This window comes from Micromonospora sp. NBC_00898 (assembly GCF_045207895.1).
Lineage (GTDB): Bacteria > Actinomycetota > Actinomycetes > Mycobacteriales > Micromonosporaceae > Micromonospora.
This window is the reverse complement of sequence record NZ_CP108775.1, coordinates 7272547-7286348: the sequence shown is the minus strand read 5'-3', so window position 1 is coordinate 7286348 and position 13802 is coordinate 7272547. Positions and strand designations below refer to the sequence as shown.

Below are 13802 nucleotides of genomic sequence, written 5' to 3'. Positions count from 1 at the left end.
CAGCCGGGGGTCCCAGAGCGTCATCCGCGCCTCCCTCGGCCGATCGTGGCCAGCCCGCCGGCCAGCAGCGCCACCGCGCCGGCCGCCACCGCCCCCAGTACCTGGTACTGCCGGCGCACCCGGCGGCGCACCTCGGCGTACGGGGTGGTGGAGAAGGAAACCAGCTCGTACTGCGAAACGTACCGGCCGGGCAGGGCCCGTTCCAGGGCGTGTTCGATGCGCTTACGGGTCTGGAAGACCGGCGAGGCGACCTTGTCCCGCATCTCCACGAAGTTGGCCAGCGCCATCCGGGCGATCGCCTCGGCGTTGACCTGCCGCCGCTGCTGGAACAGCGGCAGCGCCGCCGACCACTCGTCGCCGCACTCGTCGAGGCAGCGGTCCAGCTCCACCACGTCCTCGAACGCGCAGTTCGCGCCCTGGCCGTAGAAGGGCACGATCGCGTGCGCCGCGTCGCCGAGCAGGCCGACCTTCCCGTCCACCTGCCACGGGGTGCAGCGGACCGTGCCGAGCACCCCGACCGGGTTGTGCTGGTAGTCGTCGACCAGGTTCGGGGCGAGCGGCACCAGGTCCGGGTAGTGCTTCGCGAAGTGCTGCTCGATGGCGGCCGGGCTGCCCAGCGAGGCGAAGCTGGCGGTGCCGTGGGTCGGCCAGAACAGCGTGCAGGTGAAGGAGCGGTCCGGGTTCGGCAGGGCGATCATCATCGAGGTGCCCCGCGGCCAGATGTGCAGCGCGTCCGGGTCGAGCGCGAAGTCCCCGCCGATCGGCGGGATGGTCAGCTCCTTGTAGCCGTAGTCGAGGAAGTCCAGGCTCTCGGTCAGCACCCCGTACGCGAGGAGCTGCCCGCGCACGGCGGAGCCGGCGCCGTCGGCGCCCAGGACGACCGACGCGGCGGTGGTGACCTTCCCCTGCGGGGTCTCGAAGGTCATCTCACCGCTGGCCGGGTCGAGGCCGACCAGCCGGTGGTCGAAGGCGATCCGCACGCCGGGCAGCTTGCCGGCCGCGTCGAGCAGGGCGTTGTTCAGCGCGCCCCGGCTGATCGAGTTGATCGCCCGGTCGCCGGAGACGCTGTACGACTGGAACTGCGGCTCCCCCGTCGCCGGGTGGATCATCCGGCCGCGCATCGGCAGCGCATCCGCCATCACCTGCTCGTCCAACCCGATCCGGCGCAGCGCGTCGAGGCCCCGCTCGGAGAGCGCCAGGTTGATCGAGCGGCCCCGCTCGACCGTCCCGGTGCGCGGATCGGGCCGCCGCTCGTAGAGCGCGACCGGGTAGCCGCGCCGGGCCAGGAAGCAGGCCAGCAGGCAGCCGGCGAGGCCCGCCCCGACCACCGCGATCTCGTCCCGTTCCGGGTTCATCGGTGCCAGCCTTTCGTTCGCGACTGCGGGGCTCGCAAACCCGGCTCACTCCTCGCGCTCACGGGCGCACCTCCGAAACCGTCGCGGCCAGCGCGTCGGCGACCCGCCAGCAGTCGTGGTACGTCGAGTAGAGCGGCACCGGGGCGAACCGGACGATGTCCGGCTCCCGGGCGTCGGCGATCACGCCGTGCTCGTGTCGCAGCCGCTTGGTCAGCTCGTTCGCACTGCCCGTGCCGATCCGCACGGAGAGCTGGCAGCCCCGGCGGGCCGGGTCGCGCGGGGTGACCACGGTCAACGGCCGGTCGGCGGTCACCTCGTCGAGCAGCCGCTCCAGCCACCCGGTGAGCCGCAGGCTGCGTTCCCGCAGCGCCGGCATGCCGACGGAGTCGAAGAGTTCCAGCGAGGTGCGGACCGGCCCCATCGCGAAGATCGGCGGGTTGGAGATCTGCCACGCCTCGACGGTGGCGGGCGGCCGGGAGACCGGGGTCATCTCGAACCGGGTGGTCGCCTCGGTGCTCCACCAGCCCTCGAAGCGCGGCCGGGAGGGGTCGCCGAGGTGCCGTTCGTGGACGAAGACACCGGCCAGCGCGCCGGGCCCCGAGTTGAGGTACTTGTAGGAGCACCAGGCGGCGAAGTCGACGTCCCAGTCGTGCAGCGCCAGCGGCACGTTGCCGGCCGCGTGCGCGAGGTCCCAGCCGACCACCGCCCCGGCGGCCCGGCCGGCGGCGGTGATCGCCGGGATGTCCATCAGCTCGCCGGTGAGGTAGTTGACCCCGCCGAGCAGCAGCAGCGCCACGGTGTGCCCCTCGGCCGCCAGGAAGGCGGTCACGTCCTCCGTGCGCAGGGTGTCCTCACCCGGCCGCGGCGTCAACCGGACCACGGCCGCGTCCGGGTCGAGGCCGTGGAAGCGGGCCTGGCTGCGGACCGCGTAGCTGTCCGACGGGAAGGCGCTGTCCTCGATGACGATCCGGGTCCGCTCCCCCGCCGGTCGGTAGAAGCTCACCATCAGCAGGTGCAGGTTGACCGTGAGGGAGTTCATCACCACGGTCTCCGCGGTTCGGGCGCCGACCAGTCGCGCGGCCGGGCCCGTCAACAGCTCGTGGTACGGCAGCCAGGGCCGTTCCGCCTCCAGGTGCCCCTCCACCCCGAGCCGGCTCCACGCCGCCAGGTCGGCCAGCAGCTCGTCCCGGGTGGCCCGGGGTTGCAGGCCGAGCGAGTTGCCGGCCAGGTACGCCACCTCGGGGTACCGCCCGCCCTCGGCCGGCGGCACGTGGAACAGGTGCCGGCGCGCGGGGTCCTCCGCGTCGAGGCGGTGGGCTTCCTTCTCCAGGGAGTGCATGTCTCTCTCTCCGGTCACATCGCGGTCCGGGCCGACCACAGCTCCGGGAAGACCACCCGGGCCATGCTGCGCTGCAACCAGGCCAGCCCGGCGGACCCGCCACTGCCGACCTTGGCGCCCATGGTGCGCTGCACCGCCTTGATGTGGTGCCAGCGCCAGTCGCCGAACCGCTCGGCCACCTCGGTCAGCGCCTCGCCGAGCAGCCGCAGGTGGTTGTCCGGGCCGCCGTCGGCGTAGACCCGCACCCAGGCCGCCTCGACGGCCGGGTGCGGCTCGTGCTCGACCGCCACGTCCCGGTCCAGCAGCTCGGCCGGCAGGTCGAAGCCGCGCCGGGCGAGCAGGGCCAGCACGTCGTCCCAGAGGCTCGGTGCGGCGAGCGCGGCGGTCAGCTCGGCGTACACCTCGGTCTGCCGGCGGAACGGCCGGATCAGCGCCGGGTCGCGGAGACCGAGCAGGAATTCCAGCTGCCGGTACATCGCCGACTGGAAGCCGGAGCCCTCGCCGAGCAGGTTGCGGAACCGGTTGAAGTCCGCCGGGGTCATCCAGCGCAGCCCCTGCCAGGCGGCGTTGAGCCCGTCGAGGTGCAGGGCGGCGCGGCGCAGCGACGGCAGCGCCTCCCAGATCCGGTTCGCCCGCAGCTCCCGCTGGGCGTAGCGCAGCTCGTGGCAGGTCAGCCCGAAGTACAGCTCCATGATCTGGCTGACCATCAGGAAGGACATCTCGCCCGGATCGTCGCTGAGCGGCTCCTGCAACCCGTGCAGCGTGCTCGCCCGCACGTACGCGTCGTAGGGCACCCGCTCGGCGAACTCCAGCGTCGGTTCACCGCCGTTGCGCGCCGCCCGGGCCGCCCGCTGCTGCGGGGTGGCCGGCCGTACCGCCGTGGTCTGTTCCACCGTCATCTCCCTCCGTACGCCGGGGTAGACGACATGATCCCCCGGGTGGATCGGCGGATGGAATGCCTGTTCAACGGCGGTACGGTGGTCGGACCTACCGCTCCAAAACCGGAACGCGGTTCGGCTTCACGAAGGAAAGGTCACGCATGGACGACATGGACTGGGCGCTGCTGCGCGAGCTCCAGGCCGACGCCCGGCTCTCGTTCAGCGAGCTGTCCCGGCGGGTGCACCTGTCGCCGCCGGCGGTGGCCGAGCGGGTCCGCCGGCTGGAGGAGTCCGGCGTGATCGCCGGCTACCACGCGCACGTCGACCTGACCCGGGCCGGCCGCACGGTGGTCGCGCTGATCCGGATGTCCTGCTACGGGCCACGCTGCATCCTCAACGACCCCGAGGTAACGGGCTGGCCGGAGATCATGGAGATCCACCGGATCACCGGCGACGCGTGCAGCATGCTCAAGGTGGCGGCCGGCTCGATCGGCGAGTTCGAGGGGGTCATCGACCGCCTCGCCCCGTACGGCCAGCCGTCCAGCACGATGGTCCTCTCCACCCCGCTCCAGTGGCACCCGCTGACCCCGCTGCCGCCGGCCGGCCCGACCCCGCCCGGCCGCCGCCGCTGACCCGGGGTTTGCCCCGGTGCCAGCGGGAATGCAGCCTCCACTGCCCGTCAGCAGGATTCCGGTGCGCCGCACCGGGAGGGGGGAATCATGCGGGGGCCTGTGTCACGTCGCGCCCTGTCGGCCGTACTGAGCGTGCTGGGGCTGGTCGGGGTTTTCGTCCTGATGACCGGCACGCCGGCCCGGGCCGGGGAGAACACCTTCGTCGAGGTCACGCCGAACAGCGCGCAGGCCGGCACCCGGGTGAACATCCGGGCCAGCTGCGACAACGACAACAACCGTCAGGCCGAGGTGAACTCGGACGCCTTCGGCCGGGTGATGCTCCGCCCGAACAACGGCTTTCTCACCGGCGCGGTCACCATTCCGGGCAACAAGGCGGCCGGCGACTACCCGGTCGACCTGCGCTGCAACAACGGCAACACCGCGTCGACCATCCTCACCGTGCTGAACATGGCCCAGCCGAGCAAGGGCCCGGCGACCGGCGGCGGTGGCACCGCGACCGGCCGGGGCGTCGGCTCGCTGCTGCTGGTCGGTGGGCTCGCCGCGGTGGCGGTGGTGGCCGGTGTCAGCGCCCGTCGCAGGGCCGGGACCCGCGTCTGACGAGGTGCGGCCATGGCCCGCTCACGTGACCCGGCGGACCGGGCGACGCGAAGCCGGGACGCGGCGACTCGAGGCCGCATCACCGGCACGGCACGAGGCCGGATCACCGGGACGGCCCAAGGCCGGACGGCCGGGACGGCCCAAGGCCGGACGGCCGGGACGGCCCGAGGCCGGATCACCGGGACGGCCCGAGGCCGGATCACCGGGACGGCCCGAGGCCGGATCACCGGGACGGCGCGAGGCCGGATCACCGGGATGGCTCGCGGCCGGAACGTCGGGGCCGGGTCAGACCCGGCCGACCTGCGGACCCGTCGCGGGAACGACTCGGCCGCGCCGGATCGGGACCGGCGGCAGCCGCGCCCCGGCCGGACGCGGGAGCCCCGGGGGCGCGTCGCAGCCCGGCTGCTGTCCCGGGCGTCACGCCGGTTCGCCCGGGCCGCCGGGCACGCCTTCTCGGCCAGCGTGACCACGGCCGACCCGCAGGCCCGTCCGGTGCCCGCCGCGGCGACCCGGCCGGGCGCCGCCGGCCGGTGGCAGTCCGTCGGGCAGCGGGGGCCGGGTGCCCCGGTGCTGGTGATCGCGACGCTGATGGTGCTGATCGTGGCGATGCTCGGCGTGGAACGGGTCACCGGCATCAACGTCCTGCCGGAACAGCTCAGCGCCGGGCTGCGCCCGCCGCCGAAGAAGTTCCCGGTGCTGCCGGCCAGCCCGCCGACCGACCTCGCGATCGGCAAGATCGACCTGCGGGCGCCGGTGCACCGGGTCGGCATCGCCCCCGACGGCACCATCGCCGTACCCGATGTCGGCCGGTCCGGGGAGGCAGGCTGGTACGACCAGGGGCCGACCCCCGGGCAGTACGGGCCGGCGGTGATCGTCGGGCACGTCGACACCACCACCGGGCCGGCGGTCTTCCACGACCTGAAGAGCCTGGACGACGGCGATCGGGTCGAGGTGACCCGGGCGGACCGGTCGGTGGCCGTCTTCGAGGTCACCTCGGTGCAGCGGTACGGCAAGGACCGGCTGCCGGCGGACGAGATCTTCGGCGACTTCAGCCGGCCCAACCTGCGCCTGATCACCTGTGGCGGCCGATGGGTGGGTGGCGAGACCGGGTACGCCGACAACCTGGTGGTCTACGCGTCGCTGGTGAAGGCGCGCAGCCCGTGACCGACCGTCAGGCCGCCGCCTCCGGCTCGCGCAGGTCGAGCCAGTCCGCCCAGCGCGGGTCCGGCGCCCGGTGGCCGAGCACCCGCCAGGCCGTCCCCTTGGGGGCGGCCGGCAGGCTGTGCAGCCGCCAGCCCAGCTCGGCCGGGGTCTTGTCGCCCTTGGTGTGATTGCACCGGGCGCAGGCGGCAACGACGTTCTCCCAGGCGTGCCGGCCGCCCCGGCTGCGCGGGAAGACGTGGTCGATGGTCTCCGCAGGCCCTCGGCAGTAGGCGCAACGCCAGCCGTCCCGGGCGAAGATCGCCCGGCGGGACAGCCCGACGTGGGTTCGGTAGGGCACCCGGACGAAGCGGGTCAGCCGGACCACCGAGGGCACCGGGAGCGCGTCGCGGGCACTGTGCAGGACGCCGTCGCCGTCGGCGACGCAGACCGCCTTGGCCGAGAGCACGAGGATCGCGGCGCGACGCACCGACACGACACACAGCGGCTCGTAGGTGGCGTTGAGGACCAACGCGCCGGAGCCCGCCGTGGGTCGTATGTCAGGCATCGTGCTCACCCTCCCGGTCCAGCTGCTCCCGCCGCTGTCGCACCGACGCGCGCCCCGCGGGCAGCGGGGAGCCGCACCGGCGCCGGCCGGATCACCGACGTCCGTTGCGCCAATCGTCCCTGATCGGACCCCGGATTGCACGCACTAATCCGGGGTACCCACTTGAACCTTCCGTGGCTCGGGCCAAGATGACCGGTTCCGCCCGGGTTGATCGCCACCGGGACGGCCGGAGGGTCGGCAGCCGGCGCCCAGGAGCATTGCGGTACGAAGGCACAGTGAGTGCCGCCAGCCTGATGCTCCTCGCCCTGCCCGCCGTGGACCCGAGCCCCAGTCCGTCCGTCGACTGCCGGACGGACCCCTGGTGCAAGAACGTCTACGAGCTGACCAACTCGGCCTGGTTCGCGGAGGGCAGCTACTGGATCGTGCTGAAGCCGCTGCGGGTCATCCTGATCCTGCTGCTCGCCATCGCCGCCCGCTGGGCGCTGCACCGGACGATCAACCGGCTGGTGCGCACCACCACCGAGGGCTCGGTCCCGACCATGCTCCGCCCGCTGCGGGAGCGGATCCCCAGCGCCACGGTCGACCCGGAGCAGTTCGTGCCGGAGCGGCGGCGGCAGCGGGCCGAGGCGATCGGCTCAGTGCTGCGCAGCCTGGTCACCGCCTTCATCTTCGGTATCGCGCTGCTGATGGTGCTCAAGGAGTTCAGCTTCGACCTGGCGCCCCTGCTGGCCAGCGCCGGCATCGCCGGCGTGGCGCTCGGCTTCGGCGCGCAGAGCCTGGTCAAGGACCTGATCGCCGGCCTGTTCATGCTGATCGAGGACCAGTACGGCGTCGGTGACACCGTCGACCTCGGCGAGGCGACCGGGGTGGTGGAGGCGGTCGGCCTGCGGGTCACCACCGTGCGGGACGGGCGGGGGGTGCTCTGGTACATCCGCAACGGCGAGATCGTCCGGGTCGGCAACAAGAGCCAGGGCTGGGCGCTGGTCGTGGTGGACCTGCCGATCGGTTTCGCCGGCACCGAGGAGGCGACCGCGGTGCTGCGGACGGCGGCGGCCTCGATGGCGATGGACCCGGAGCTGGCACCGCAGATCGTCGAGGAGCCCGAGGTGCTCGGCGTGGAACAGATGACGGTGGACGGCGCGGTGATCCGCACCGTGGTGAAGACGACCGCCGACGGGCAGTTCGCGGTCGGCCGGGAGTTGCGTCGCCGGCTCGCCGAGGCGCTGGAGAACTCCGGCATCACCGCCCGGATCGCCGCCGCCCGGCTCTACCCGGGCAGGCCGGCCCCGGCGCCCTTCCGGGGGGAGACCGGGACGGGTGGCGCGACCTGACCGGCCCGTCCGGCCCGCCCGGCCCGCCCGGCCGGTGCAGACGATCCGGGGGTCGCGGACCGCGCGGCCCCTCGGGTATCGTCCGTTCGTTCAGTCGGAGATGCGACGATCAATCCGTTCACCCTAGCCAGTTGTCAGACGATCGGGCAGAATCCGGTGCAACACGCTCCCGAGGGAGCGTGCTCGTGTCCTCGCTGATCCGTAGATCTGACGACGGTTCCCGGGCAGGTCATCACGAGTGGCCGCCCTTGGGGAACGATGGAGGCGACGGTGTCCGACGAGCGACCCGCCCGGGAGGGCCCAGCCACCTTCCGTGATGTGTTCGCCCAGGTCGAATACCGCGCCATCTTCGGGGCCAGCACCCTCTCCTGGATCGGCGACTACATCGCCAAGGCCGCGGTGACCGTCCTGGTCTACCGGGAGTCCCACTCGGTGGCGCTCTCCGCCGCCGCCTTCGCGGTCAGCTACCTGCCCTGGCTGGTCGGTGGTCCGCTGCTCGCCACCCTCGCCGAGCGGCACCGCTACCGGCAGGTCATGATCACCTGTGACCTGGTCCGGATGGCGCTGATGGCGCTGGTGGCCATTCCCGGCAACCCGCCCTGGCTGATCCTCACCCTGCTCTTCGGCACCACGCTGGCCAACCCGCCGAGCCAGGCCGCCCGGTCCGCGCTGATGCCGCTGATCCTCCCCGGCGACCGGGTGGTGGTGGGCCTGTCGATCAACGCCAGCACCGGCCAGGCGGCCCAGGTGTTCGGCTACCTGGTCGGCGCGGGGATCGCCACGGTGAACCCGACCGCCGCGCTGCTGATCAACGCGGCCACCTTCGGCGGCTCGGCCCTCCTGGTCCGGCTCGGTGTCCGGGACCGGCCGCCCGCCATGACCGCCGCGCACCGCAGCCACCTGCTGCGGGAGACCGCCCAGGGCTTCCAGATCGTCTTCGGCCGGCCGGTGCTGCGGGCCATCGCCGTGCTGGTGTTCAGCGCGATGCTCTTCTCCATCGTGCCGGAGGGCCTCGCCGCGGCCTGGGCCGCCGAGGCGTCCGGGGGCGACCTCGACACGGGCGTCGCGCAGGCCGTCATCATGGCCGCCAACCCGGTCGGCTTCATCGTCGGCGGGCTGCTGGTCAGCCGGGCGTTCTCCCCCGCACGCCGGCTCACGCTGATGCGACCGCTGGCGGTCCTCGCCCCCGCGGCACTGGTCCCGGCGCTGCTCGACCCGCCGCCGGCGGTGGTGGCGCTCCTCGCCGCCGCCTGCGGGTTCGCCGTCGCCGGCCTGCTGCCGGTGGCCAACGGCCTCTTCGTGCGGGCCCTGCCCAACGGCTACCGCGCCCGGGCGTTCGGTGTGATGGCCAGCGGGATGCAGATCATCCAGGGTGTCGCGGTGCTGACCACCGGCCTGCTCGCCGAGCGGTTCTCCATCCCGGTCGTGGTGGGCATATGGAGCGCCGCCGGCGTGGTGCTGATGCTCGCGGCGGCGCTGGCCTGGCCTAGCCGGGAGGCGGTGGACGCCGCCGTCGAGGCCGCCGGCCGGGCCGAGTCCGCCGGGACGGTCCCGCACACCCGGCGGCAACGAACGATGGAACAGGCGACCGGCGCGGTCGACGACCGGCCGGGCGAGCGGGGCCGGCGCAGTCACGCGGTGACCTGAGCCACCCGTCCACCTGACGACGGGCCCGGCCGTCCCGCCGCGGCACCTGGCAGGATGGAACGGTGACTTCCGCAGGCGAATCCGACCGGCCCGGCACCTCGATGACCCTCTTCGAGGCGGTCGGCGGCGAACCCACCTTCCGCAAGCTGGTGGACGAGTTCTACGCCGGCGTCGCGACCGACCCGCTGCTGCGGCCGATGTACCCGGAGGAGGACCTCGGCCCGGCCGCCGACCGGTTCGCCCTCTTCCTGATGCAGTACTGGGGCGGCCCGAACACCTATTCGGCGCAGCGCGGGCACCCGCGGCTGCGGATGCGGCACGCGCCCTTCCGGATCGGCGCGGCGGAGCGGGACGCCTGGCTGCGCCACATGCGGCGCGCCGTGGACCGGCTGGACCTGCCGCCGGAAATCGCGGGCGCGCTCTGGGACTACCTGGAGCGGGCCGCGTACTTCATGGTCAACATGCCGGAGGACCCGGCCGCCGGAGCCTGACGGCGAGCGTCCGTGCGGCGCGGCCGGGGCCGCCGGGCCCCGGCCGGCGCGGTCACAGCAGGGCGCCCTCGTCGTGCAGCCAGTCCACGAAGGTGGTGGCGACCGCCGCGCCGCAGTCCAGCATCTCGACCAGCAGCGCGTCGTGCGTGCCGGCACCGAGCGGCACCTGCAACTCGGCGTAGATCGGCAGCTGGCCGCGCTCGGTCGGGTCGCCGACGTACGCCTTGCAGAACCGCCGGGTGTGGTTCCACTCGTTGACCACCCGGTAGGCCCGGTCGGCCCAGTCCGGCGGCACCGTCGCGTGTGGACGGGCCCGCATCACCAGGATCTCGTCCTCCGGCCCCTCCAGGGTGACCAGCACCGCGTGCCGCTCCCACATGGCCAGCAGGTTGCCGTCGCCGTCGGCCAGGTAGCGCACGTCGAGCAGATCGAGCGCGTCGCAGACCCGGCGGAGGGTGACCGGGGCGACGGTGGCCGGCATCTCCGCCATCGCCGGCCGTTCGGCGGCGGGCGCGTCGTCCCCCGGTTGTCTGGGGGCCGGTGGTCCGACCCGGACGGTGTCATCCACTGTGATCCCGCTTCGAGTTTCCGGATCGCCGCCACTGGCGGGACCGGGGCGCCATGACCACCACGGCATCGCTCGCGCACCTCACTCCCCAGCGGATCCAGTCGCCTACGGTGCGTTGGATCCGAGGATGGACGGTACCCGGACAGCCGGGTTGAGGCATCCCCCCAACGGCCGCCCCAGCCCGGAAGAATGACCCGGGGTCATCCGTTCGGGTGATCGATCGCCGGCGTCAGGGTGAGCCCGGCGGCTTTCCGCGACCACGCGGCGCCGTACGGCCCGACCAGGCCGACCCAAAGGCCGGCGAGGCGCACCTGCACGTCGCCCGGGCCGAGGAAGCCCATCCGGACCAGCCCCTGCACCAACCGCTGCGGCACCTCGACCGGGGTGTCCGGGGAATCGTCGGGCGTGACCACCACCGCGACGTGGTCGAGCAGGGCGTCCCGCAGTGCCCGCTGCCCGACCGCCCGGCCACCCACGCCGTGGGTGGCCGCCTCGCGCAGGGCCCCGGCCGCCGCCGTGGCGATCCGGCGCAGCTCCTCGGCCGGCAGCGTCTCCACGGCCCGGCTGGCCGCCGGCGGCAGCGGCCACCGCCACCGGTCGTCCCGGCGGCGCGGCAGCGCCCCGCCGCCGGCCTCCAGTTCGGCGAGCAGCTCCGCCGCCGTGACGGTGACGTCGCCGGGGGCGACGCCGGTGACCGTGCGGACCACCAGCACGCCCCACGGCAGCCGGGCCCAGAGGGCGGTACGGCCCGCGCCGGGCACCGGGCGGAGCCGGACCACGGTGGCCGGGTCCAGCCGGACCAGCCGGGCCAGGAAGGCGCCCGCGTCGGCGACGCTCTCCAGCCCGTGCCCGCCGGTCTCCCCCGCCCCGGTCATGCGGCTCCCGCCGACGGGGCGTACCGGAGCAGGAAGGCCCGCTCCTCCGGGCTGATCCGGCGGGGCCGCTGGGCGGCCAGGTCGAACGGGACGAGCACCGAGCGGGCCCGGCTGGCCAGCACCTCGCCGTCGTACAGCTCGTAGGCGACGGTGAACGAGGCGGCCCGCAGCTCCTCCACCCACAGCTCGATGCGGACCGTGGGGGCCGCCTCCGCGCTGGCCCGGCCGAGCGCGTAGTCGACCGGGCGCAGGTAGTCGACCTCGTGCCGGCGGATGACCACCCCGTCGGCGAACGAGCCCACGCCCCACGCCCGGCCGCCGGCGAACATCAACGCCACCCGCGCCTCCTCGTACAGGGTGAGGAAGCGCGAGTTGTTGATGTGGCCGTACGCGTCCAGGTCGGACCAGCGCAGCGTGCAGTGGTAGACGAACTTGTCAGTCACGGGTGAGCTTGCGGTAGGTCACCCGGTGCGGGCGGGCGGCCTCGGCGCCGAGCCGGTCGATCTTGTTCTTCTCGTACGCGTCGAAGTTGCCCTCGAACCAGAACCACTTCGCCGGGTTCTGGTCGTCGCCCTCCCACGCCAGGATGTGCGTGGCGACCCGGTCCAGGAACATCCGGTCGTGGGAGATGACCACGGCGCAGCCGGGGAACTCCAGCAGCGCGTTCTCCAGGCTGCCGAGCGTCTCCACGTCCAGGTCGTTGGTCGGCTCGTCGAGCAGGATGACGTTGCCGCCGATCTTCAGCGTCAACGCCAGGTTGAGCCGGTTGCGCTCGCCACCGGAGAGCACCTTGGTCGGCTTCTGCTGGTCCGGCCCCTTGAAGCCGAACGCCGCGATGTACGCCCGGGACGGCATCTCGACCTTGCCGACCATCAGGTAGTCGAGCCCGTCGGAGACGACCTCCCACACGGTCTTGTCCCCGGCGAGGCCCTGCCGGTTCTGGTCGACGTACGACAGCGAGACGGTCTCGCCGACCCGGACGTCGCCGCTGGTCGGCTGCTCCAGCCCGACGATGGTCTTGAACAGCGTGGTCTTGCCGACGCCGTTCGGGCCGATGATGCCGACGATGCCGTTACGCGGCAGCGAGAAGCTGAGGTTGTCGATCAGCAGCCGGTCGCCGAAGCCCTTGCTGAGACTGTGCGCCTCGATGACCGTGCTGCCCAGGCGCGGGCCCGGCGGGATCTGGATCTCCTCGAAGTCCAGCTTCCGGGTCTTCTCCGCCTCGGTGGCCATCTCGTCGTACCGGTCGAGCCGGGCCTTGGACTTGGTCTGGCGGGCCTTGGCGTTGGAGCGGACCCACTCCAGCTCCTCGGTGAGCCGCTTCTTCATCTTGGCGTCACGGCGACCCTCGACGGCCAGCCGGGCGGCCTTCTTCTCCAGGTAGGTGGAGTAGTTGCCCTCGTACGGGTAGGTGCGGCCACGGTCCAGCTCGAGGATCCAGTTGGCCACGTTGTCGAGGAAGTACCGGTCGTGGGTGATCGCCATCACCGTGCCGGCGTACTTGGCCAGGTGCTGCTCCAGCCAGGAGACGCTCTCCGCGTCCAGGTGGTTGGTGGGCTCGTCGAGCAGCAGCAGGTCGGGCGCCTCCAACAGCAGCTTGCACAGCGCGACCCGGCGGCGCTCACCACCGGAGAGCTGGGTGACGTCGGCGTCCGGCGGCGGGCAGCGCAGTGCGTCCATGGCCAGTTCGAGCTTGGAGTCGATGTCCCAGGCGTCGAGGTGGTCCAGCTCCTCCTGGAGCTTGCCCATCTCCTCCATCAACTCGTCGGAGTAGTCGGTGGCCATCTGCTCGGCGATCTTGTTGAACCGCTCCAGCTTGGCCTTGGTCTCGGCGACCGCCTCCTCGACGTTGCCGAGGACGGTCTTGGCGTCGTTGAGCGCGGGCTCCTGGGCGAGCATGCCGACGGTGTAGCCGGGCATGAGCCGGGCCTCGCCGTTGCTCGGTCGGTCCCACCCTGCCATGATCTTGAGGAGGCTGGACTTACCGGCGCCGTTCGGACCGACCACACCGATCTTGGCCCCCGGCAGGAAGTTCAGCGTCACGTTGTCGAGCACGACCTTGTCGCCGTGCGCCTTGCGCGCCTTTTCCAGGACGTAGATGAACTGGGCCACGGTGCGGGCTACCTCCGTCGGTTGCTGTCGCCTGATGGGCGGCGCGGGCGCGGGCTGCGACCTCCGCCCACCGCCGCCGGCCGGGGGCCGGCCGCGCGCACGCCATCGTCAATCCTGACAGGTACGGCCCGCTTCGCCCACATCACCCCGCCCGAAGGAGTACGCGTGCCCGCACAGCCGAGCCGATGTCGACAAGATCACGCCGGTGGTTCAGCGAGCGTGGGACGGGTAGGGAACTCCGGCACGGGGCACCAGACGCCGCAGCTACG

The 13802-nt window shown here is 72.9% G+C and carries 14 protein-coding genes; 6 read left to right on the top strand and 8 right to left on the bottom strand.

The genetic code is table 11. The features are described from left to right. Positions 1-20: 20 nt before the first annotated feature. Genes OG799_RS35390 through OG799_RS35380 form a run of 3 tightly spaced genes read right to left on the bottom strand, consistent with a single transcriptional unit; the run spans position 21 to position 3593 of the window. Complete coding sequence (locus tag OG799_RS35390; protein WP_406041681.1) at positions 21-1355, bottom strand: FAD-dependent oxidoreductase; 1335 nt, start codon at positions 1353-1355, stop codon at positions 21-23. 58 nt (positions 1356-1413) lie between these two features. Then, complete coding sequence (gene kynU, locus OG799_RS35385) at positions 1414-2694, bottom strand: kynureninase (protein ID WP_406041679.1); 1281 nt, start codon at positions 2692-2694, stop codon at positions 1414-1416. A gap of 14 nt (positions 2695-2708) precedes the next feature. Next, positions 2709-3593 carry a tryptophan 2,3-dioxygenase gene (locus OG799_RS35380; RefSeq protein ID WP_406041677.1) on the bottom strand — a complete coding sequence of 295 codons (885 nt, stop codon included), beginning with the start codon at positions 3591-3593 and terminating at the stop codon, positions 2709-2711. Between the two features lie 140 nt (positions 3594-3733). On the opposite strand from OG799_RS35380, the gene OG799_RS35375 reads away from it, so the two are divergent. From OG799_RS35375 to OG799_RS35365, 3 genes are all read left to right on the top strand, one after another. After that, complete coding sequence (locus OG799_RS35375) at positions 3734-4204, top strand: Lrp/AsnC family transcriptional regulator (protein WP_406041675.1); 471 nt, start codon at positions 3734-3736, stop codon at positions 4202-4204. Positions 4205-4291: 87 nt separating this feature from the next. Beyond that, the gene (locus tag OG799_RS35370) at positions 4292-4801 is read left to right on the top strand and encodes a hypothetical protein (RefSeq protein ID WP_406041673.1); all 510 of its coding nucleotides are present in this window, start codon (positions 4292-4294) and stop codon (positions 4799-4801) included. A gap of 255 nt (positions 4802-5056) precedes the next feature. Continuing rightward, positions 5057-5965, top strand: coding sequence for a class F sortase (locus OG799_RS35365; RefSeq protein ID WP_406041671.1), 909 nt, complete (start codon positions 5057-5059; stop codon positions 5963-5965). A gap of 7 nt (positions 5966-5972) precedes the next feature. Here the strand turns inward: OG799_RS35365 and OG799_RS35360 are convergent, their stop codons facing one another. Beyond that, a complete protein-coding gene (locus OG799_RS35360) occupies positions 5973-6509 on the bottom strand; it encodes an HNH endonuclease (protein WP_406041669.1) in 537 nt (178 codons plus the stop codon). A 188-nt stretch (positions 6510-6697) separates the two neighbouring features. Between OG799_RS35360 and OG799_RS35355 the strand changes: the two genes are divergently transcribed. The 3 genes from OG799_RS35355 to OG799_RS35345 all read left to right on the top strand — a co-directional run bounded on the left by OG799_RS35355 (position 6698) and on the right by OG799_RS35345 (position 9978). After that, complete coding sequence (locus tag OG799_RS35355) at positions 6698-7840, top strand: mechanosensitive ion channel family protein (RefSeq protein WP_406046508.1); 1143 nt, start codon at positions 6698-6700, stop codon at positions 7838-7840. 258 nt (positions 7841-8098) lie between these two features. Then, positions 8099-9487, top strand: coding sequence for an MFS transporter (locus OG799_RS35350; RefSeq protein WP_406041667.1), 1389 nt, complete (start codon positions 8099-8101; stop codon positions 9485-9487). 101 nt (positions 9488-9588) lie between these two features. Beyond that, positions 9589-9978, top strand: coding sequence for a globin (locus OG799_RS35345; protein WP_406046507.1), 390 nt, complete (start codon positions 9589-9591; stop codon positions 9976-9978). Between the two features lie 52 nt (positions 9979-10030). Here OG799_RS35345 and OG799_RS35340 read toward each other — a convergent pair whose 3' ends face one another. The 4 genes from OG799_RS35340 to ettA all read right to left on the bottom strand — a co-directional run bounded on the left by OG799_RS35340 (position 10031) and on the right by ettA (position 13533). Continuing rightward, positions 10031-10615 (bottom strand): YbjN domain-containing protein, encoded by a 585-nt coding sequence (locus OG799_RS35340; protein ID WP_406041665.1) that lies wholly within the window; start codon positions 10613-10615, stop codon positions 10031-10033. Between the two features lie 131 nt (positions 10616-10746). After that, on the bottom strand, positions 10747-11421 hold the full coding sequence (locus tag OG799_RS35335; protein ID WP_406041663.1) for a hypothetical protein: 675 nt from the start codon (positions 11419-11421) through the stop codon (positions 10747-10749). Then, entirely contained in the window at positions 11418-11864 is a 447-nt protein-coding gene (locus tag OG799_RS35330) for an acyl-CoA thioesterase (protein WP_406041661.1), read from the bottom strand. Before OG799_RS35330 ends, OG799_RS35335 begins: the two co-directional genes overlap by 4 nt. Further along, positions 11857-13533 (bottom strand): energy-dependent translational throttle protein EttA, encoded by a 1677-nt coding sequence (gene ettA / locus OG799_RS35325; RefSeq protein WP_406041659.1) that lies wholly within the window; start codon positions 13531-13533, stop codon positions 11857-11859. The genes OG799_RS35330 and ettA overlap by 8 nt, the downstream gene beginning before the upstream one ends. Positions 13534-13802 lie beyond the last annotated feature (269 nt).

Bases quoted from the DNA above. Each gene is read 5' to 3' on its own strand.
- OG799_RS35380 (WP_406041677.1), bottom strand. From the start codon at position 3,593: ATGACGGTGGAACAGACCACGGCGGTACGGCCGGCCACCCCGCAGCAG.
- kynU (WP_406041679.1), bottom strand. From the start codon at position 2,694: ATGCACTCCCTGGAGAAGGAAGCCCACCGCCTCGACGCGGAGGACCCC.
- OG799_RS35335 (WP_406041663.1), bottom strand. From the start codon at position 11,421: ATGACCGGGGCGGGGGAGACCGGCGGGCACGGGCTGGAGAGCGTCGCC.
- OG799_RS35375 (WP_406041675.1), top strand. From the start codon at position 3,734: ATGGACGACATGGACTGGGCGCTGCTGCGCGAGCTCCAGGCCGACGCC.
- OG799_RS35355 (WP_406046508.1), top strand. From the start codon at position 6,698: ATGACCGGTTCCGCCCGGGTTGATCGCCACCGGGACGGCCGGAGGGTC.
- OG799_RS35345 (WP_406046507.1), top strand. From the start codon at position 9,589: ATGACCCTCTTCGAGGCGGTCGGCGGCGAACCCACCTTCCGCAAGCTG.
- OG799_RS35390 (WP_406041681.1), bottom strand. From the start codon at position 1,355: ATGAACCCGGAACGGGACGAGATCGCGGTGGTCGGGGCGGGCCTCGCC.
- OG799_RS35360 (WP_406041669.1), bottom strand. From the start codon at position 6,509: ATGCCTGACATACGACCCACGGCGGGCTCCGGCGCGTTGGTCCTCAAC.
- OG799_RS35340 (WP_406041665.1), bottom strand. From the start codon at position 10,615: ATGCCGTGGTGGTCATGGCGCCCCGGTCCCGCCAGTGGCGGCGATCCG.
- OG799_RS35365 (WP_406041671.1), top strand. From the start codon at position 5,057: ATGGCTCGCGGCCGGAACGTCGGGGCCGGGTCAGACCCGGCCGACCTG.
- OG799_RS35350 (WP_406041667.1), top strand. From the start codon at position 8,099: ATGGAGGCGACGGTGTCCGACGAGCGACCCGCCCGGGAGGGCCCAGCC.
- OG799_RS35370 (WP_406041673.1), top strand. From the start codon at position 4,292: ATGCGGGGGCCTGTGTCACGTCGCGCCCTGTCGGCCGTACTGAGCGTG.